Here is a 20796-nt window from a genome sequence, read left to right as displayed (position 1 = left end):
GCAAAGCCGCCATTCAAGGTGAGATCGCCGGTCACCCCCGTCGTATTGATCTTCAATCGCCCGCCGGCATTGGCCGTCACCGCCGCTGCCGTGCCATCGACGGTCAGAAGCCCGGTATCATTGATGACCGATGCCGAAATGATCGAACCGCCCAGCCCGATGCCGAGTTCGCCGCCATTGATCACCGTATCGCCGCGATAGCTGTTTTTGCCCGTCAGCCACAACGAACCCGCACCGGATTTCGTCAGGCCCGCATCATAGGATTTCACGTCGGCAAGCTTGCCGGAGAGATAAGCCGTGCGGGTTTCGGTGAACTGGTATTCTGTTTCCAGTGGCATCATCAGTTCCGCCAGCATTGACTGTTTCAACACTGCAAGCGGATCGTCCTTGCGGTTGGTCTTATAGGCCGCATAATCGAGGCTGGGATCTGTTCCGTAGGTTGTGACTGCTTTCGGATAGGCTTTTGTGAAGTCTGCAAGCAGGACTTTGGCGAGCGGATCTGCTTTGATTTTGCTGTTTGCGAATGCTACATCCAGATTAACTTTAGTGGTAGCGTTAGCAGCCACGGCTTTGAAGAGATTAGCCAACAGGCCCTCAGCGGTTGTGAGCTTGTCCGAGGAAAATTTTGGCTCGATTATCTTCGCCAGCTCCGAGCGCTGCTTCTCGCCAATACCGCTCTCCCAGCCCTGCGCCTTCTTGCGCGCAGCCCACGCCGCCACTTCCTCCGCTTCTTCCCGCTTGCGCTGGTCCAGCGCCACCTGCGAGATGTCGTTGCTCCAGGTGTCCCGCACACCAGCACCCAGATTGGCGTCAAACCGGCCCATGAACTGACCGGGGCCGTTCATGGCTTTCTGCAGGTCAATGAGTCCCCAGCCATAAAGCTTATCAGGTGTGTTTGCATCACCCGTTCCAAGATGATTAGACGTTGTCAGTAATACATCGCGTGCCTGTGCATTTGTAAGGTAGTGAAAGCGTTCGAATACCAATCCCAATGCTCCAAGTACGTGCGGAGCGGCTGCAGACGTGCCGGTAAAATCTTCATAAGTTTCTATTTTTTTGTCACCGCCTCCGTTGAATGAAGACGTGTTTGTCAGATGACCAGGAGCAGAAACGCAATACCATTTCGTATAACCACAAAAGTTGGTATAATTTGCAGGCGATCTTTGGGATGTCAGCGCTACTACGGTGATCCAGTTAGCTTCAATATCCGGCCTGAAATAGGGAAGGCCCGGAATGCTTTCCGGTTCGGAACCGTAATCATTTCCTGCCGCAAAAACTTGCACAATGCCAGCCCGTGCTACTTTTTCGGCGGCGGCATAAGTCCCATGTGTAGGATTGGAATAATATTGAGCAATACCATCGCTCAATTTGTAGGGTTTGGTACCGACGCGGTATAAAGGTGGCGGCAGGTTAATTCCATTTGTTTTTTCATCATAACCGATACCCCAACTGTTGACGATACCTCGCACGCCTGCATTAATGAGAGCATCAAACCCAGCGCGGTATATGTTCTCGTCGTTGCCTTCAACGATGCCGTCCTCTGGTCCTGGGTCGCCGTTGCTTGCGGCAACGATGCTAGAGTTAAATGCAATACCATGCATGCCTTTTCCATTGCGAAGAGCTCCGACAATGCCTGCGACCCCTGTGCCATGATATATACTTCGGGATGCCCAAGGGATTGAATCCCCTCCATCCAATACGAATGGGTCTCCTTTGTTTCCAGATTGTTTGGCAGCCAACACATAAGGATCCGTATAGGCCCGTGTGCCCGTCGTGGTGATGGTTTCTAGTTTGCCGGGATCGGCGAACTCCGAGTGCCCTCTCCACGTTCCGTTATCAAACACTCCAAGTTTTATATGGGCACCACTCAAACCTCTGGCATAAGCGTATTCTGTTTTCATCGCGCCGACGCCAAAATTTCTTCTGAATTCTGGATCGTTCCGCCACGTCGCCGCCGCCTTCTCCAGATCATCCGTCTTTGAACCATCCGCATTGAAATACTTGCCCGGCACATCCTGCGCATGGGCGCCGGAGCCGGAAGCGGCGATGATCAGCGCGGCGCAGACGCTGCTCATCAGATGGTTGCGGAATTTGGACAGACAATCAGAACGCGCGGAAAAAGCCGCACCTGTGGCATGAAAAAACATGAAATACGGTTCCCAATATATATGTCGTTTGAAATGCAGGAATGTAAACAGGCAATATGGAGACAAATAGAGTTGCAATGATGTGTAATAGTCAAGTGCAAATTCTAGAGAAGCGATTTCAACCGCAAATTTTTCCAGTAACTTAGACTAAAGTATTACGAAGTTCCGCCCGTTTTTCTCTTGTAACTAGAAACGGTGAGTGGGCTCTACTTTTCTATGTATCTGTGGATGATTCTCTACAGCGAGAACAATGTGTCCGCTAATTCCTGCGCCGTATCAGCCGGGAACCGACCAGAAGCGCGTAACCGGCGAAGAATACCGCCAATGACACGGCAAATCCGCCGGGGCCCATCGCATCCATGCCAAGCCCGAGTGCCTGCGGGCCGACCAGCATGCCGACGGCATAGCAGAACACGAATGCCGCATTGGCCGAGGCGAGTTCGCGCCCCGTGAGCTGCGAGCCGAGATGCGCAAGGCCCACCGTGTAGAGCCCGGCCACCACGCCGCCCCAGATGAAGAACAGGCCCGCCACCAGATACCAGTTGGCGGTGATGAAGGGCAGGATGCACATGCCGGCAAGCCCGACCAGCGCGCAGGTGAGCAGGATCTTGCGGCGGTCGCGCACATGGTCGCTGAGCAGGCCGATCGGGATCTGCATCAGCACATTGCCGAGGCCGATCGTGGTCAGCAGCAGGGCGGCATCGGCCTCGCTGTAGCCGATGCGCGAGCCATAGACCGGAAACAGCGCGAAGCCGCCGGTTTCCACCGCGCCGAACACGAAGACGGCGGCCGTTGCCGTCGGCACCGCCCAGATGAAGGGCGCGAAGGGCACATGTTCTTCCTCGTGAAAATCGGGGCTTTCCTTCCAGGCAAGGAGAACGGGCAGCATGGCGAAGATGATGATGCCGAAGCCGACGGCGAACGGCGTGATGCCGGTGCTGCCGATGCGCGAAAACAGCCAGGGCCCCAGCGCAAAGCCCATGGACAGCACCGTGGCATAGACGCCGAGCACCAGCCCGCGCTTTTCTGGCGGCGCGGCGGTGTTGATCCAGTATTCCGACAGGATGAACAGCATGGTCAGGGCGAAATGCAGGAAGACGCGCAGCACCACCCACACCCAGAAATCGCTGAAGACATAGAAGCCGAAGAAGGAGCAGGCGCCGATCAAAAGCATCAGCAGCAGGGTCGGCACCACGCCGAGCCGGGCGGCGATGGAGGCGGCGAAGGGCGCGGCAACGATGGAGGCAATGCCGGCAACCGCCGCATTGAGGCCGATCATCGTGGCGGAATGGCCGCGATTCTCCAGGATGACGCTCAGAAGCGGAATGCCGAGGCCGATGGCGACACCGACGGCGCTGATCGTTGCGATGGCCGCAACGAGGGCGCGCCAGGATGACCGGACCACGATCTGGTCGGACGTCTTCTGCATTGCATCCATGAGCTAGAAGACCTCTCGGACGAAACGCCCGTATTTCATGCGGTATTGAACAACGCTGTGGCCGGGCGACAGCTCGGGATTGGCGCCGAGGACCAGCTGCGCCTCCTGGATGATGGCGCGGGTGATCGTCGGAATATCGAGCTTCAGGGCGTCATGGAAGGGCAGCCAGCACAGTTCCTCGAGTTCGAGCGACGGTCCGGTGCCTTCCGGCAGGCTGTCGGCCACCGCCTCGCGGAAGGCCATGAAGAAGCGCGTGTCGAAGCGGCGCGAGCCGCCGGGGGGCGTGGTGGCGCGGGCGAAATAGCGCATGGCCGAAAGGTCGGGCAGGATGCCGCGCTGGTCAAAGGCCGCCCAGTCGGGATGGCCGATGGCGGCGGGTGCGCGCCGGCCGAGGAACAGCCCGGCTTCTTCATAGGTTTCGCGAATGGCGGAAAGGGCGAGGGCGCGGCAGCGCTGGGCGCTGGGGCGCGTGCCCATGCCCTTCAAAAGATTGTTTTCGTCGGAGGGCGTCAGCTCGCCAAAGGCGGCAATGCGGCCATCGGCGCGTTCGGTGCGCCCGCCCGGAAACACGAATTTCCCCGGCATGAAGACATGGCGCATGTGGCGCCGGCCCATGAGGATGCGCAGTTCCTTGCCGGTGCGGTCAACGAGCAGCAGCGATGCGGCATCGCGCGGCCGCAGGCGGGCATGGGCGGCGGCTTTGGCAGGCGCGGATTTGTCGAGGTCGCTCAATGGCATCGTATCACCGTTCCGGCGGTTCCAGCTCATCGGTTTCGCCGCCGAAACCATGCATGTAATTGGCCCATTGCAATCCAATGATCGCGCCCTTTATCGGTTGGAGCAGGGCGATGGACATGGCAACCGTGAGGGGTGCCCAGATTGCCAGATGCACCCAGCTTGAAAGCAGGACGAGCGTTTCCACCGCGAGGAATCCGCCCAGCACAATATGGCCTACAATTGTGATGGTTATATAAGCAGGAAAATCATCGGCTTGCTGGTGGGTATAGTCCTCGCCGCAGACCGCGCAGCGGTCGACCGATTTGACGAAGGCGCGGAACAGTTTGCCTTCGCCGCAATGCGGGCAGCGGCTGCGAAAGCCGCGCCACATGGCCTGACCGACCGGGCGGACGGGTCTTGCCGGGGCCGTATCCGCACCAAAAATCTGTTCCGTCATCCCTTACCTCTTCGCCCGCCGCGGGAGAACCCGCCCGGACGCTTCTGACTTCCGCGCGCAAAGCGCTTGGCCTTGTGATGCGAGCGCACGCCGCTTGGAACGGCATGCGGTTCGGTCAGCATTTCGAACCGCAGTGCACCCGCCACCGGCAGGGCCTCGATCAGGCGCACATCAACGATATCGCCCAGCCGAAAACCCTTGCCGCTTCTTTCGCCCGACAGGGCATGGTTGGTTTCGTCATAAAGATAGTAATCATCGCCGAGGGTTGAAATGGGAATAAAGCCATCGGCACCATATGTCGCAAGGGCAACGAACAGCCCGGCCTTGGTCACGCCGGAAATCCGCCCCTGGAAACTGCTGCCGACCTGTCCGGCGAGGTGATGGGCGATCAGCCGGTCGACCGTGTCGCGTTCGGCCGCCATGGCGCGCCGTTCCGAGGTGGAAATCAGCGCGGCGATCTCCGGCAGGTCTTCCTCTTCCTTGTGGGTGATGCCATCGGGTCCAAGCGCCAGCGCTGCGATCAGCGCCCGGTGCACGATCAAATCGGCATAGCGGCGGATCGGCGAGGTGAAATGCGCATATTTCTGCAGGTTGAGGCCGAAATGGCCAATATTCTCCGGGTTGTATTCCGCCTGCGACTGCGAGCGCAGGACGACCTGGTTGACCAGCTCCTGTTGTTCGCTGCCTTCGACGCGCTTGAGAATGTGGTTGAACTGGTTCGGACGCAGTTCGGCGCCGCGCGCCAGCGAAATATCCAGCGTGCGCAGAAACTCGCGCAAAACTTCCTGCTTGGCCAGCGAGGGCGCATCATGAATGCGGAAGATCAGCGGCTGGCGCTTGCGCTCCAGTGTTTCGGCGGCGGCGACATTGGCCTGGATCATGAATTCTTCGATGAGCTTGTGCGCATCGAGCCGCGGCGGAATCACCACCTTGTCGACCTTGCCTTCCGGCGTCAGCAGGATTTTCTTCTCCGGCAGATCGAGTTCCAGCGGTTCGCGCGAATCGCGCCCGCGCTTGAGCACGGCATAGGCCGCCCAGAGCGGCTTCAGGATGCTGTCGAGAATGGGCGCCGTCTTCTCATCGGTCGCGCCGTCAATGGCCGCCTGTGCCTGCGGATAGGACAGGCGCGCATGCGAGCGCATCATGATGCGGTGGAATGTGTGCGAAATCTTGCGCCCGTCCGCGCCGAAAATCATGCGCACGGCAAGGGCGGGGCGGTCGACCAGTTCCTTCAGCGAACACAGGTCGTTGGAAATGCGCTCGGGCAGCATGGGAACGACGCGGTCGGGAAAATAGACCGAATTGCCGCGCTTCAATGCTTCCCGGTCCAGCGCCGAACCCGGCGTGATGTAGGCGGCGACGTCGGCGATGGCGACGGTGGCGATGAAGCCGCCGGGATTCTTTTCGTCCGTGTCCGCTTCGGCGTAAACGGCGTCGTCATGATCCTTGGCGTCGGCGGGATCGATGGTGACAAGCGGCACCTGCCGCCAGTCTTCCCGGTGCGCCATGGTGGCGGGCTTGGCCTTTTCCGCTTCGGCAATGACGCTGTCGGGAAACACGTGCGGGATTTCATGCTCGTGGATGGCGATCATCGACAGCGCCCGCTCGCTGGCGACGGAGCCGATGATCTGGCTGATCCGGGCAAGCGCCAGCCCGTAGCGGCCGATCTTGCTCACTTCGACTTCAACGAGGTCGTTCGCCTTGGCATTGTTCAGCTGGGCGGGATCGACGGAAAGCTCGGCCTGCCGCCGCTCCACCGGCTCGATCCGCCATTCGCCATTGTCGAGATGGCGCAAAACGCCGAGCACCGCATCCTTGCGGTGTTCGATGCGCTTGATGACGCGGGCCGTATAGGCCGGACCGCTCGGGTCGGCGCCCTGAAAAATGCGGGCGAGAACGCGGTCGCCAACGCCGGGCGTCGGGCCCTTCTGGTTGCGCGAAGCGCGGATGAAAACCGTGGGCGGCCGGTCCTCGTGATCGGCGGGCCATTCGGCCGGCTTGGCTATCAGGCCGCCATCACCGTCGCGTCCGGTGATATCGAGCACGGCAACGCTCGGCAGGCTGCCGGGAACGGCAAGGCGCTTCGCCCGCTTTTCCACGAGGCCGTCATCGGCCAGATCGCGCAGAATGTCTTTCAAGCCGATGCGGGCATCGCCCTTGAGGTTGAAGGCTTTGGCGATATCGCGCTTGCCGGCACGGTCCGGATTCTCCTTGATGAACTGGAGAATTTCCTCGCGGCCCGGCAGATAGGGCTCGCGACCGCTGTCTGCGGAACTGGCAGGCCGCTTTTTTCCTTTGGGTGGAGAGATACGGCGTGCCAATTCTTGGGTCCTTAACTTGCTTTTTTCGCTGCCGCCTTTTTGGCGGCTGGTTTCTTGGCGGCGGGCTTTTTCGCCGCTGGCTTGCGGGCAGGGGCTTTCTTGGTGCCCTTGGCCCCGGCCTTCTCGGTGATCAGGAGCAGGGCTTCCTCAACCGTGACGGTTACCGGGTCCTTGCCCTTCGGCAGGGTCGCGTTGACCTTGCCCCAATTGACATAGGGACCATATTTGCCGTCACGCACGGTGATCGGCCCGCCATCGGGGTGCTCGCCCAGCTCTTTCAGCGCCGCCGGTGTGCCGCGTCCGCGGCCCGGGCCCTTGGCCAGTTTTTCCGCCAGCACGGTGACAGCGCGGTTGAGGCCGATGGAGAACACGTCCTCCGCGCTTTCCAGATTGGCATAGGTGCCGTCATGCGAGAGGTAGGGACCGTAACGGCCGATACCGGCTGAGATCATCTTGGCGGATTCAGGATGCTGGCCCACATCCCGTGGCAGGGACAACAGCGCCAGCGCCTTTTCATGGTCCATGGCGTCGATGGTCCAGCCCTTCGGCAGGCTGGCGCGCTTGGCTTCCTTGCCGTCGCCGCGCTGCACATAGGGGCCGTAGCGGCCGTTGCGCACGCTGACGTCTTCGTCCGTATAGGGATCCTTGCCGAGCAGTTTCGGCTCGTCGCCATTGCCGTTTTCACCGGAGCCTTCACTGCCGCCGAGCTGGCGGGTGAACTTGCATTCCGGATAGTTCGAGCAGCCGACGAACGCGCCGTACTTGCCGAGCTTCAGCGAGAGATTGCCGGTTCCGCAGACCTGGCAGATACGCGGATCGCTGCCATCTTCGCGCGGCGGGAAGACGAGCGGGCCAAGCTGGTCGTTCAGCGCATCGAGAACATTGGTGACGCGCAGTTCCTTGATGCCGTCGACCGAACCGAAGAAATCGGTCCAGAAATCGCGCAGGACATCCTTCCAGCGCAATTTGCCGTCGGAAATCTCGTCGAGCTTTTCCTCAAGATCGGCGGTGAAATCATATTCCACGTAGCGCTGGAAAAAGCTCTCGAGGAAGGCAATGACCAGACGGCCCTTGGCTTCGGGAATGAGCTTGCGCTTTTCGATGGTGATGTATTCGCGGTCGCGCAGGGTGGCGAGGGTCGCCGCATAGGTCGAGGGGCGGCCGATGCCGAGCTCTTCCATGCGCTTGATCAGCGTGGCTTCGGAATAGCGCGGCGGCGGTTCGGTCGAGTGCTGCGTCGCGTTGATCTTTTCGCGGGCGAGGGCCTCGCCGGCACGGATTTCGGGCAGGCGGGCGCCGTCCTCATCGACATCCTCTTCCTCGCGGTGATCCACATAGGCACCGAGGAAGCCGTCGAACTTCACCACGGAACCATTGGCGCGCAGCTGCGCGAAACTGGAGCCGTTCTGTGCGTCAATGTCCACGACAGTGCGTTCGATATCGGCCGACTGCATCTGGCTGGCGATGGCGCGCTTCCAGATCAGCTCATAGAGCCGCGCCTGGTCGGCATCGAGGAACTGGCGCACATCCTTCGGGTGGCGGTTGAAATCGGTCGGGCGGATGGCCTCGTGCGCTTCCTGGGCGTTTTTCGCCTTGGTCGAATAGAAGCGCGGCTTCTCCGGCACATATTTTTCGCCGAACACCTTGCCGATGGTCTGGCGCGCGGCCTGAACCGCTTCGGGCGCCATCTGCACGCCGTCCGTACGCATATAGGTGATCAGACCGGCGGTTTCGCCGCCAAGGTCCATGCCTTCATACAGGCGCTGGGCGATCTGCATGGTGCGCGAAGCCGAGAAGCCGAGCTGGCCGGATGCCGCCTGCTGCAGGGTGGAGGTGGTGAAGGGCGGTCCGGGGTTGCGCTTGGTCGGCTTGGCTTCGACGGATGCCGCCTTGAAGCTCGCGCCCTCCAGCATGGTGCGCAGCGCACCGGCCTGTTCGGCGTTCTTGATATCGAGCTTGGCGAGCTTCTTGCCCTCGACGGAGATCAGCCGGGCTTCGAAGCCGTCATTGCGCGGCGTCTTCAAGAGCGCGGCAATGTTCCAGTATTCCTCGCGCACAAAGCGTTCGATTTCCGCTTCGCGGTCGGCGACCAGCCGCAGGGCGACCGATTGCACGCGGCCGGCCGAGCGGGCGCCGGGCAGTTTGCGCCAGAGCACCGGCGACAGGGTGAAGCCGAAGAGATAGTCGAGCGCACGCCGGGCGAGATAGGCATCCACCAGCGGCATGTCGATGTCGCGCGGATTGGCCATGGCGTCGAGCACCGCGCCCTTGGTGATCGCATTGAACACCACGCGCTTGACCGGCTTGGTGCCGATGGCCTTCTTCTGCCGCAACACTTCCAGGACGTGCCAGGAGATTGCTTCACCCTCGCGATCCGGATCGGTTGCCAGAATGAGGCCGTCACTGTCCTTCAGGGCCTTGACGATGTCGCCGAGACGTTTGGCCGATGCCCCGTCGACTTCCCACGACATGGCAAAATCTTCGTCCGGGCGAACGGACCCATCCTTGGCAGGCAGATCACGGACATGGCCGAACGAGGCCAGAACCGTATAGCCTGAACCCAGATATTTGTTGATTGTTTTAGCCTTGGCGGGCGATTCGACGACGACAACGTTCATTATTGACTTGGGCTTTCCTGCTCTTGTCACATTACAAAAGCACAGTTTTCACTTCGAAACAGGTCTGTGAAATGAACAGGCTTGGTCGGAACGTCAAGGCCTGTGCGTGAAAAATCGTTAAATGCAACTTAAAGTTGCTATTTGAAATATTGCAATTAATGATATTATCCATACGTCTCAAGTGCTTTATTGAGAAAGGCAGCGAGTCCTGCCTTTTTTAAGAAAGCGAATCACTATTTGATTGTTTTTGTGGAGGTTCGGACTGGCAAACTGTGAAATCCACCGGATTAAAGACCTGTATAATATAACTTTATTTATTTCTGTATAAATGCGTATTTAAGGACGAAGTCATGGGTGAGAACAAGTTCAGTCGAACAGAAAACATAAGATATATTCAGCAAATGCTGGGAGAATTGCGGAGCATGGCCAAGTTGAATGACCTGGACATGCTGGCCTATCTCATCGAGATTGCCTATATCGAGAGCAATGATCTTCTTGCAAAAGAGACAAACACTGTCTCTCCTCTAAAGAAGCGAAACACTTCCACCTGAGTGACGCTGCAGCCGGCCGGCCAGATCCAATTCGAGCAGAATAAGCGATATGGCCGCCGGATGAATTCCGCTCATCCTGATCAGTTCATCGATATCGGCCGGGGTTGGACCCAAAAGGGTGATGACCCGGTCGCGGTCTGTCTCATTGGGCGGCGGAATCGGCGGAAATGCGGAGTCCGGTGCGAAAAACGCCGTATCGTCAGGGGGAGGCCGGTCGAGGAGCGGCCCGATGGCCGCGAGGATATCAGCCGTTTCGGTGACGAGGATGGCGCCGGTCTTCAAAAGAGCATTGGTGCCCTTGGCGCGCGGATCGAGCGGCGAACCGGGGACGGCGAAAACCAGGCGGCCGAGTTCCCCGGCAAAGCGCGCGCTGATCAGCGAGCCGGAGCGCTCGGCTGCCTCGACCACCAGCAGGCCGAGGGAAAGCGCCGCGATGATCCTGTTGCGGCGTGGAAAATCCCGGGCGCGCGGCTCCCAGCCGAACGGCATTTCGCTGATGACGGCGCCGCCGCTTGCGGGGATGGCGGCGAAGAGGTCGAGATTGTCGGGCGGATAGGGCTTGTCGAGGCCGCCGGCCATGACGGCAACGGTGCCGCTGTCGAGGCTTGCCTCATGTGCCGCCTTGTCAATGCCGCGGGCAAGCCCGGAAATGACGGCATAACCCGCCTGTCCCAACTCCCGCGCCATGATGCGCGTCAGCTTGATCCCGATCAGCGAGGCATTGCGCGCGCCGACGATGGCGACTGCCGGAAGACGGAACACTGCCGGGTCGCCCTTGATCGCCACGAGCGGGGGCGGATTATCGGCGTGGCGCAGATAGCGGGGATAGTCGGGTTCACCGATGCCGGTGAAGACCGCCCCCATGCGTGCGGCCATGGCCATTTCGCGCCGGGCCTCATCGAGGCTGGCAATCCGGATGGGACGGCGGCCGCCGCCGCGGCGCACGAGTTCGGGCAGCATCTCCAAGGCAGCCGATGCCGAGCCGTAGCGGGCGATCAGGTGGCGGAAGGTGACCGGGCCGACATTTTCACTGCGGATCAGCCGGAGCCAGCTCAGTCGCTGGCTGTCAGAAAGGCGGATGCCTTTCTGGTCCTCCGTCACCCCTTGGACCCGATCTTGCCTTCGGTTCCGGCAAGAAGGCGCTCGATATTGGCGCGATGCTTGATGAAGACGATGACGGTCAGGACGAGGAAGAGCAGGGCGATGGCGTGGTAGCCCATGACATAAAGAATGACCGGGGTGGCAACCGCCGCAATCAGCGCCGATAGGGAGGAATAGCGGGTGGTGTAGGCAATGATCAGCCAGATGGCGGCGAAGATCAGGGCCACCTGCCAGACAAGGCCAAGCAGGACGCCGAGATAGGTGGCAACGCCCTTGCCGCCCTTGAATTGGAGCCAGACCGGAAAAATATGCCCGAGGAAGGCGCCGAGACCGGCGACAATGGCGGCCTGCGGACTGATGGCGCCGGCGATGAGCACGGCAGCGGTTCCCTTGAACATGTCGAGCAGCAGCGTTGCCGCGGCCAGCTTCTTGCTGCCGGTGCGCAGCACGTTGGTGGCGCCGATATTGCCGGAGCCGATGTTGCGCACGTCGCCGAGGCCCGCCAGCCGTGTCAGGATCAGCCCGAACGGAATGGAGCCGAGCAGGTAGCCCAGAACCAGTGCGGCGAAAAGATATCCTGCCTGCCCATTGATGAAATCCGACATGCTCTTTTCCCCGGTTCTATTTTCAGATCGTGAAAACCGACTTGCCTGCCACAAATGTCTGCAGAACACGGCCCTGGAAACGGGCGCTTTCAAAGCAGCTGTTCTTGGAGCGCGACCGCAGCTGTTCTTCCTTCACAATCCATGGCTCGTCAAGATCGACTATGGTCATATCCGCCCGCGCGCCCGGCTTGAGCGTGCCCGCGTCGAGGCCGAAAATTTTGGCGGGGCCGCTGGAAAGCGCTTCGACGACCCGCATCAGCGGCACGTCGCCATTGTGGTAGAGCCGCAGGGCAGCGCCGAGCAGGGTTTCCAGGCCGATGGCTCCGGCCGCCGCATCGGCGAAGGGCAGGCGCTTGGTGTCGACGTCCTGCGGATCGTGCGACGAGACGATGATGTCGATGGTGCCGTTGCGCAGCGCTTCCACCATGGCCAGCCGGTCTTCCTCAAGCCGCAGCGGCGGCTGCAGGCGGAAGAAGGTGCGGAATTCGCCGATGTCATTCTCGTTGAGCGAAAGATGATTGATGGAGACGGCGGCGGTGGCATTGACGCCGTTCTGCTTGGCCCGCGCCACCACCTCGGCGGACATGGCCGTCGAGATTTGCGCCGCGTGATAGGTGCCCTTGGTCAGCGCGGCAAGGCGCAGGTCGCGTTCAAGCGGAATGACTTCCGCTTCGCGCGGCGTGCCGGAAAGGCCGAGCCAGCTGGCATAGAGGCCTTCATTCATCACGCCCGATATGCCGAGATAGGGGTCCTGCGTCTCATGCGCCAGGACAACGCCGAAATCCCTGGCATAGGTGAGGGCGCGGCGTAAGAGCTGCGTGTCGGCGATGGAATGGCGCCCTTCCGTGATCGCCACGGCGCCTGCCGCGCGCAGCAGGCCGATCTCGGTCATTTCCTCGCCCTGCAGACCCTTGGTGACCGCTGCCGCCGGATAGACATTGACCACGGCCGTGTCGCGCGCCGTGCGCCGGACGAACTCGACCAGCGCCACATTGTCGATCACCGGATCGGTATCCGGCATCATGATGATGGAGGTCACGCCGCCGGCCGCAGCCGCATGGCTGGCCGAGGCGATGGTTTCGCGGTGTTCGGCGCCAGGCTCGCCGATGAAGACGCGGGCATCGACGAGGCCCGGCAGCACGGTTTTTCCCGTGCAGTCGACAACCGTCGCGCCTTCTGGCGTACCCTGGTTGCGGGCATCGGCACCGCTGGCAGCGATGATGCCGTCCTTGACGATAATCGTTCCGGTCTCGTCGAGACCGCGGGATGGATCGACGATCCGGGCATTGTGCAGAACGGTCGTGCTCATCCCGCTACTCCTTCCGCGTTGCGGCGCGGGTCAAGCAGCGCTTCCATCACCGCCATGCGCACGGCAACGCCCATTTCAACCTGTTCCTGAATGACGCTCTGCGAGCCGTCGGCCACATCCGAGGCGATTTCGACGCCGCGGTTCATCGGGCCGGGGTGCATGACCAGCGCGTCGGGCTTGGCATGCCTGAGCTTTTCGCGATCAAGCCCGTGATAGTGGAAATATTCGCGCACCGACGGCACGAAGGCGCCCGCCATGCGCTCACGCTGCAGGCGCAGCATCATCACCACGTCGGCGTCCTTCAGGCCTTCTTCCATCGAGTTGAAGACCTCGACGCCCATCTGGCTGATCCCGGCGGGCAGGAGCGTGGACGGGGCGATCACCCGCACCCGTGCCCCGAGGGCATTGAGCAGGAGAATGTTGGAACGGGCCACGCGCGAATGCAGCACGTCGCCGCAGATCGCCACGATCAGCCGCGCAACCTTGCCCTTGGCGCGCCGGATCGTCAGCGCATCGAGCAGGGCCTGCGTGGGGTGTTCGTGCGCCCCGTCGCCGGCATTGACCACCGAGCAGCCCACCTTCTGCGCCAGCAGCGCGGCGGCACCGGCGGAGCCGTGCCGGATGATCAGGATATCCGGGCGCATCGCATTCAGCGTCATGGCGGTATCGATCAGCGTTTCGCCCTTTTTCACCGAGGAGTTGCCGACCGACATGTTCATCACGTCGGCGCCAAGCCGTTTTCCGGCCAGCTCGAAGGATGACTGTGTCCGGGTCGACGCCTCGAAGAACAGGTTGATCTGCGTGCGCCCCCGCAGGACACTCTTTTTCTTCTCCGACTGGCGCGAAACCGCGATCTCGCTGTCGGCAAGGTCGAGAAGAATATTGATGTCCTCGGGGGAAAGGTTCTTGATGCCAAGCAAATGGCGGTGGGGAAACAGGAGGGGGAGCGTTTTTGATGTCATATCAAGTCCCCCCTATAGGCTCGATGCCGCCGCCCCGCAAGCGTTTGGCAGCATATCCTGCCCTGTTCCCCCTAAAAAATCCCGCTCAATGCGCCTCGGCCGCCAGAATGGCCTCGCTGCGGATTTCCTCCGTCAGCTTCAGCCGCATGCCGGTGAACTCGGGGCTGGCCTTCACCGTATAATGCCGGGGATGGCCGAGCGGCACGGGCATGATGGATTTGATCCGGCCCGGCCGCGCCGACATGGTCACCACCCGCGACGCCATGAAGATTGCTTCCTCGATATCGTGGGTGACGAAGATGACGGTTTTCTGCTCGTGCTCCCAGATGCCGAGCAGAAGCTCCTGCATCAGCCCGCGCGTCTGGTTGTCGAGCGCGCCGAAGGGTTCGTCGAGCAGCAGGATTTTGGGATTGTTGGCGAGCGCCCGGGCAATCGCCGTGCGCTGCTGCATGCCGCCCGACAGCTGTTTCGGCCAGTGGTTCTCGAAACCGCGCAGGCCCACCTTGTCGATATAGGAAGCGACGATCTCGCGCCTTTCCTTCTCGCCGATGCCGCGTTCGCGCAGGCCAAAACCGATATTCTGCTCGATGGTCAGCCACGGAAACAGTGTATAGGACTGGAACACCACGCCGCGATCCGCGCCTGGGCCTGTCACCGCCTGTCCGTCAAGCGTCACGGTGCCGCTGGTCGGCCGGTCGAGCCCGGCGACGATGCGCAGGAGCGTGGACTTGCCGCAGCCGGACGGACCGAGGATCGAAACGAAGTCGTTATGGGCAACGGTGAGGTCGGTTGGCTGCAGCGCCTCGGTCGGCTTGCCGCCGTGCACGCCCGGAAAAATGCGGCTGACGCCTTTGATGACGAGCGTGCTCATGCGAGCCTCCAGGCGAAAAGCCAGCGATTGACCGATTTGAACAGGAAGTCGGAAATCAGGCCGATGATGCCGATGACGATGATGCCGAAAATGATCTGCCCGGTGGCGAGCAGCGCCTGGCTGTTGATGATCATGTAACCGATGCCGGAGGATGCGCCGATCATTTCGGCGACGATGACATAGGTCCAGGCCCAGCCCAGCACCAGCCTCAGCGTTTCGGCGATATCCGGCGCATTGGCGGGAATGAGCACGCGCTTGACGATGCCGCTGTCATTGGCGCCGAGCGTATAGGCGGCTTCCACCAGATCGCGGCGCGTATTGGCGACGGCCACGGCCACCATCAGGATGATCTGGAACACCGCGCCGATAAAGATCACCAGCAGCTTTTGCATCTCGCCGATACCGGCCCACAGGATCAGGAGCGGAATGAAGGCCGAAGCGGGGAGATAGCGGGCAAAGGAGACGAACGGCTCCAGCATGGCCTCGATCGGCTTGTAGGCGCCCATGGCAATGCCGAGGGGAACGGCAATGACGGCAGCGATGACAAAACCGCCGACAACCCGCCAGATGGTCATGCCGATATCATGGAGAAAATTCTGCTGGGACAACAGGAACCAGCCGTCATGCAGCATGGTCAGGGGATCGGCGAGGAATGTGCTCGATACGAAGCCGCCGAAGGTGGCTGCGGACCAGGCCGCTATGAACAGGATAAAGAAGAGAACGCCAAGCAGGATGCGTGACGACGCCCCGATCGGCTGGAGAGGTTGAACCATGACTGTCCCGATACAAAGAGAAGGGAAAACGCGGTGCTGCCCGCGTTCCCCTGAATAAAGGCGGATTACTTGATGAAGCTGGTGTCGACGATGGTGCTGATGTCCGGCTTCTTCTTGATGATGCCGATTTCAAGCAGGAGGTCGGCGGCTTCATCGGAGAATTTGGCAAAATCCTTCTCGAAGAAGGCCTGGTTGGCGGCCTTGTCCTGCCAGCGCAGATACTGGGCGGAATTGCCGAACACCTCCGCCGACTGCTTCACGTCGGCGCCCATGATGCCGTAGGCCTTGTCCTTGTCGGCGGCGATGAGTTCCAGCGCGTCGAAATAGCTCTTGGCGAAGGCTTTGGCCGCTTCCGGGTTCTTGTCGAGGAATGCATTGGTGCAGCCGAACGTGTCCATCACGACGGGATAATCCAGCGTGGTGGCGATGATCTTGCCCTTGTCCGGGGCGGCGCGCACGGTGGAGAGATAGGGCTCATAGGTCATTGCCGCATCGTTCTGGCCGGCAACGAAGGCCTGGGCCGCCGGTCCCGGCTCGAGATTGACGACCTTCACGTCTTTCAGCGACAGGCCGTTGTGCTTCAGCATCCATGCCAGGACGAAATAGGGCGATGTACCGGGCGCAGAGGCGGCGATGGCCTTGCCCTTGAGGTCGGCAATCTTGGCGACGTCGCTGCGCACGACCATGCCGTCGGCGCCGAACGACTTGTCCATCTGGAAAATCTGCTTGGTGGCGACGCCATTGGCGTTCCAGGAGATCCAGGTTTCCACCGTGGTCGCGGCGCACTGCACGTCGCCCGATGCCAGCGCCAGATGGCGGCTTGCCTGCGGAATCTTGGTCAGCGTGACGTCGAGACCGTTCTTCTTGAAGATGCCGGCTTCCTTGGCCAGCGTCAGCGGGGCAAAGCCGGTCCAGCCGGAAATGCCGACGGAAACCGCCGTGTCCGCCTGTGACGGGGCGGCGGAGGCCAGAAGCGCTGCGCATGCGGCGCCGAGATACCATTTGATTTTCATGTGATGACCCCTTTGTTCATTTTTTTGGCACGATGAATATACAGGCATGATAGGCGGGCAGGATTTCTTTTGTCTAGACATAAGCTTGCGCCCGGATACAGAAAAAGCTGCCTGAGACATTTTGCATCGGCGCGGCCATTAAGCTAGAAGAAGGTGGATCGGTTAACCGCTTGTCAGAACCTTCATTCCATAAATGCGCGACTCATGATTGCGGCGCTGACGTGTTCGGATGAAACGGGCCATGCCGTAAAGACAGCTCATATTGGATCAGGACATTTTCTTGAAAACCCACGACGTTCTCAACCAGACACCCTCCATGATCGGCCTCAACGCCTATCTCGGCGATCCGTTGCTGATGCAGATCACCAAGCGGTTTCCGCAGGCGACCCGGACGGAGCTGGAACAAAGCGGCCGGTTTGTCCTGTCCGGTGATGCGCAGGATCTGGCGCGGCTCGCCAACACGGAAACGCCGAAGCTGCGCACCCATGACCGCCAGGGCTTTCGCGTCGATGTCGTGGATTACCATCCGGCCTATCATGCGCTGATGCGCCGTTCCGTGGCGCAGGGCCTGCATTCATCCATCTGGGAAGACGGCCCGACGGAAAACGGCCTGCGCCACCAGGCACGCACGGCGCGCTTCTATACGGCAGCGCAGCTGGAATGCGGGCATCTCTGCCCGATTACCATGACCAGCGCGTCGCTGGCGGCATTGATGTCCTCGCCAAGCCTGTACCGCGAATGGTCGCCGCTGGTCCTGCCGCGCAAATATGATTCCAGCAACAAATCCCCGGCCAAGAAGGCAAGCCTGACGCTCGGCATGGGCATGACGGAGAAGCAGGGCGGCACGGATGTGCGCACCAATACGACGCGCGCCGAACCCGCCGGCAGCGGTTTTTACCGGATTACCGGCCACAAATGGTTCATGTCGGCACCGATGTCCGATGCGTTTCTGGTGCTGGCGCAGGCGCGGGAAGGCTTGTCCTGCTTCCTCGTGCCGCGCATCCTGCCGGACGGATCATCCAACGGTTTCCGTTTCCAGCGGCTGAAGGACAAGCTCGGCAACCGCTCCAATGCCTCGTCCGAGGTCGAATTCGACAATGCGCTGGGCCAGATGGTTGGCGGTCCTGGAGACGGCGTCAAAACCATCATCGACATGGTGACGCTGACACGGCTGGACTGCGCCATCGCGTCGGCCGGAATGATGCGCGCCGGTCTTGCCGAGGCGGTGCATCATGCGCGCCATCGCGTCGTGTTTGACGGGCCGCTGATCGACAAGCCGCTGATGCTGCGGGTCATGGCCGACATGGCGCTCGACGTGGCTGGCGCGACGGCACTGACCTTCCGGCTGGCGCGTGCCTTCGACAATGCGGCGCAGAATCGCGGCGAGGCGGCCTTTGCCCGGGTGATGACCCCGGTGGTTAAATACTGGGTCGCCAAGATCGCTCCGGCCCTGTTGTACGAGGCGATGGAATGCCTTGGTGGCAATGGTTACATCGAGGAGGGCAATCTGGCCCGCCATTACCGAGAAGCCCCGGTCAATGCCATCTGGGAAGGTTCCGGCAATGTCATGGCGCTGGATGTGCTGCGCGTGCTCAAGCGCGGGCCGCAGCTGTTCGACGAGGTGTTGAACTGGATCGGCGCACAGCTCGGACGCGGCGGGCAGGGTACGGTCGAGGTGCTGCGCGCGGCCATGCGCGTGGCGGAAAACGACGAGGGCGCTGCGCGCATCCTGACCGAACAGCTGGCGCTGGCCGCAGCGGGTGCGGAACTGCGGCACCTGCATTCGGAAGATATTGCCGATGCCTTCATTGAAACCCGCCTTGGCGGGCAGTGGCGCACGACCTACGGCATGCTCGATGCCCGTCACAACGCCAAGAGCATCGTCAACTCGCTCTATCCCCCGGCCAACTGAGGACCGTTTCCGCCGGCGTGGCGGTCGAACCACGCACAGTGCCCGCTGCGTTTCAGCAGCGCGGACACCACTTTTGTCAAATACGTGCATCGGCCGTTGATCGGCCCTCTCGCAGGGCCAAAAACCGCCCCGGCTAATACCTTCAATTTTAATAAAATTTTTTTAAATTAACCTTAACAAACGGTTTACGTTGCGCCTAAACTCTTAGCAGATATCAATGTGATTCGAAAATACCTCGTGATTTCACGGGGTTACACAACCCGCCACCGTCTTCCCCGCTAGGAGAAATGAATGCGCAGCTTCCTGATATTCTGGGCAGGCCCGTTAAGCTTTCTGTGGGGTTGGTATTTTCTGTCGTACTACGATCTGAGCATGGGGATGTACTTCTTCAGCCGTGAAATGCACGATCTGGTCTTCACCATTTACGGCAATATTCTGGGGATCGCGCCGGACAGCATTCCGCCGCTGGTCGCCCGTGCCTGCATCGTCGATACGGGGCTGGTTTTCTGCCTGATTGCCTTCCGCCGCCGCAAGCAGATCATCGCCTGGGGCAAGGTGTGGCGGGCAAACCGTGCCGCCGCCGCGGCATCGGCCAATACGGCGCTGGCCTATTCGAAGGAATTGCCGTCGGCGTTTTGACGCAGGCTCTGCAACCGGTCCAATGCGCCTTGCAGGATGAATGCCGCCGCAGCGGAATCGATCCGCTCGGCGCGTTTTTGCCGTGATACATCCATGCCGATCAGCGCGCGCTCTGCCGCAACCGTCGACAGGCGCTCGTCCCAGTAGACGAAGGGCAGGTCGGTCAGCTTTTCCATGTTGCGGACAAAGGCGCGGGTGGCCTGCACGCGCGGGCCTTCGCTGCCGTCCATATTGACCGGCAGGCCGATGACGATGGCGCCGACATTGTCGCTTTTCAGCGCCTTCAGCAGATCCTGCGCATCGTGGGTGAACTTGCTGCGCTTGAGCACAGGGCGCGGATTGGCAAAGGAAAAACCCCGGTCCGAAATGGCGATGCCGATGGTTTTCGTGCCGAGATCGAGCCCCGCGACGGTCTGGCCGTCGGCGACATGATCTTCGAGCTGTTCAATGGTCAGAACCGTCAAGGGTGTTTCCTGCACTTGAATTGGCCGGCGAAAGGCCGTTGTAATTCGACGTTGTAATTCGAATGAATGTCACATAGCTGCAATAGACGGTTGTGGCGAGCAAAGACTGACAATGGAAGGGAAAACCCCATGAAGATTACCTGGCTTGGCCATTCGGCCTTTCGCATTGAAATCGCCCAGAGCACGATTCTGATTGATCCTTTCCTCAACGGCAATCCGGGCGCGCGCGGTGTCGATCCGAAGGAAGCGGCGCGCGGCGCCACCCACATCATCCTGACGCACGGTCATGGCGACCATGTCGGCGATACCGCCGCCATCGCCAAGGATACCGGCGCGGTGGTGATCGGCAACGCCGATCTGGTGACCTGGCTCAACAATCGCGGTGTCGCACGGGTCGATCCAACCAATACCGGCGGGACCGTGTCGCACAATGGCTTCACCGTGACCTATGTCAACGCACTGCATTCATCGGCACAGATCACCGAGGATGGCGTGTCGCATTCGCTGGGTTCGGCCAATGGCGTCGTCCTGCATTTCGACAATGAGCCGACGCTCTATCACATGGGCGACACGGACATCTTCTCCGACATGGCGCTGGTCAACGAACTGCACCAGCCGGAGATCGGCATCGTGCCGATCGGTGACCGCTTCACCATGGGCGGTGCCGTCGCCGCATTGGCAACGCAGCGCTATTTCAAATTCGCCAGGGCAATTCCGTGCCATTACGGCTCGTTCCCGATCATCGACCAGACCGCCGACAAATTTGTCGCTGGCATGGAAGGCAGCAAGACGCAGGTCTTTGTCGCCGGGACAAATGATCAGTTTACGGTTTGAGTTTGGGTTGCTAAAGCCGTTGTGAATTTGGTCGTCACCACGACGATGGACTGAGCTATTGGAG

The 20796-nt window shown here is 60.7% G+C and carries 18 protein-coding genes; 4 read left to right on the top strand and 14 right to left on the bottom strand.

The window, feature by feature from the left end; translation table 11 throughout:
* The 6 genes from C5750_RS26335 to topA all read right to left on the bottom strand — a co-directional run.
* On the bottom strand, positions 1-2147 hold a 2147-nt coding region (locus C5750_RS26335; protein WP_146118182.1), incomplete at its 3' end, for a S8 family serine peptidase.
* Positions 2148-2406: 259 nt separating this feature from the next.
* On the bottom strand, positions 2407-3585 hold the full coding sequence (locus C5750_RS06930) for an MFS transporter (protein ID WP_105733029.1): 1179 nt from the start codon (positions 3583-3585) through the stop codon (positions 2407-2409).
* A gap of 3 nt (positions 3586-3588) precedes the next feature.
* Positions 3589-4323 carry an NUDIX hydrolase gene (locus C5750_RS06925; RefSeq protein WP_105733166.1) on the bottom strand — a complete coding sequence of 245 codons (735 nt, stop codon included), beginning with the start codon at positions 4321-4323 and terminating at the stop codon, positions 3589-3591.
* Between the two features lie 4 nt (positions 4324-4327).
* On the bottom strand, positions 4328-4759 hold the full coding sequence (locus C5750_RS06920; protein WP_105733028.1) for a DUF983 domain-containing protein: 432 nt from the start codon (positions 4757-4759) through the stop codon (positions 4328-4330).
* Entirely contained in the window at positions 4756-7080 is a 2325-nt protein-coding gene (rnr, locus tag C5750_RS06915) for a ribonuclease R (RefSeq protein WP_162800140.1), read from the bottom strand. Before rnr ends, C5750_RS06920 begins: the two co-directional genes overlap by 4 nt.
* Positions 7081-7091: 11 nt before the next feature.
* Positions 7092-9698: a type I DNA topoisomerase gene (gene topA / locus C5750_RS06910; protein ID WP_105733027.1), complete on the bottom strand. Its 2607-nt coding sequence runs from the start codon at positions 9696-9698 to the stop codon at positions 7092-7094.
* Positions 9699-10048: 350 nt separating this feature from the next.
* On the opposite strand from topA, the gene C5750_RS06905 reads away from it, so the two are divergent.
* Positions 10049-10249, top strand: coding sequence for a hypothetical protein (locus C5750_RS06905; protein WP_105733026.1), 201 nt, complete (start codon positions 10049-10051; stop codon positions 10247-10249).
* On the opposite strand, the gene dprA is transcribed toward C5750_RS06905, so the two are convergent.
* The 7 genes from dprA to C5750_RS06870 form a co-directional block, all read right to left on the bottom strand.
* Entirely contained in the window at positions 10223-11350 is a 1128-nt protein-coding gene (gene dprA / locus C5750_RS06900) for a DNA-processing protein DprA (protein ID WP_105733025.1), read from the bottom strand. The two genes, C5750_RS06905 and dprA, sit on opposite strands and share 27 nt — an antisense overlap.
* Positions 11347-11955, bottom strand: coding sequence for a glycerol-3-phosphate 1-O-acyltransferase PlsY (plsY, locus tag C5750_RS06895; protein ID WP_105733024.1), 609 nt, complete (start codon positions 11953-11955; stop codon positions 11347-11349). Before plsY ends, dprA begins: the two co-directional genes overlap by 4 nt.
* 22 nt (positions 11956-11977) lie before the next feature.
* The gene (locus C5750_RS06890) at positions 11978-13264 is read right to left on the bottom strand and encodes a dihydroorotase (RefSeq protein WP_105733023.1); all 1287 of its coding nucleotides are present in this window, start codon (positions 13262-13264) and stop codon (positions 11978-11980) included.
* A complete protein-coding gene (locus C5750_RS06885; protein ID WP_105733022.1) occupies positions 13261-14226 on the bottom strand; it encodes an aspartate carbamoyltransferase catalytic subunit in 966 nt (321 codons plus the stop codon). Before C5750_RS06885 ends, C5750_RS06890 begins: the two co-directional genes overlap by 4 nt.
* 85 nt (positions 14227-14311) lie before the next feature.
* Positions 14312-15097 carry an ABC transporter ATP-binding protein gene (locus C5750_RS06880; RefSeq protein WP_105733021.1) on the bottom strand — a complete coding sequence of 262 codons (786 nt, stop codon included), beginning with the start codon at positions 15095-15097 and terminating at the stop codon, positions 14312-14314.
* Entirely contained in the window at positions 15094-15870 is a 777-nt protein-coding gene (locus tag C5750_RS06875; protein WP_105733020.1) for an ABC transporter permease, read from the bottom strand. The genes C5750_RS06880 and C5750_RS06875 overlap by 4 nt, the downstream gene beginning before the upstream one ends.
* A 65-nt stretch (positions 15871-15935) precedes the next feature.
* On the bottom strand, positions 15936-16883 hold the full coding sequence (locus C5750_RS06870) for an ABC transporter substrate-binding protein (protein ID WP_162800141.1): 948 nt from the start codon (positions 16881-16883) through the stop codon (positions 15936-15938).
* A gap of 280 nt (positions 16884-17163) precedes the next feature.
* On the opposite strand from C5750_RS06870, the gene C5750_RS06865 reads away from it, so the two are divergent.
* The gene (locus C5750_RS06865; RefSeq protein WP_162800142.1) at positions 17164-18795 is read left to right on the top strand and encodes an acyl-CoA dehydrogenase family protein; all 1632 of its coding nucleotides are present in this window, start codon (positions 17164-17166) and stop codon (positions 18793-18795) included.
* A gap of 291 nt (positions 18796-19086) precedes the next feature.
* Positions 19087-19434, top strand: coding sequence for a DUF6105 family protein (locus tag C5750_RS06860; RefSeq protein ID WP_105733018.1), 348 nt, complete (start codon positions 19087-19089; stop codon positions 19432-19434).
* On the opposite strand, the gene ruvX is transcribed toward C5750_RS06860, so the two are convergent.
* Complete coding sequence (ruvX, locus tag C5750_RS06855; RefSeq protein WP_105733017.1) at positions 19404-19898, bottom strand: Holliday junction resolvase RuvX; 495 nt, start codon at positions 19896-19898, stop codon at positions 19404-19406. The two genes, C5750_RS06860 and ruvX, sit on opposite strands and share 31 nt — an antisense overlap.
* A 129-nt stretch (positions 19899-20027) precedes the next feature.
* On the opposite strand from ruvX, the gene C5750_RS06850 reads away from it, so the two are divergent.
* A complete protein-coding gene (locus tag C5750_RS06850) occupies positions 20028-20732 on the top strand; it encodes a metal-dependent hydrolase (RefSeq protein ID WP_105733016.1) in 705 nt (234 codons plus the stop codon).
* Positions 20733-20796 lie beyond the last annotated feature (64 nt).

This window comes from Phyllobacterium myrsinacearum (assembly GCF_002980555.1).
GTDB lineage: Bacteria > Pseudomonadota > Alphaproteobacteria > Rhizobiales > Rhizobiaceae > Phyllobacterium > Phyllobacterium myrsinacearum.
This window is presented reverse-complemented; position numbering and strand designations above follow the sequence as displayed.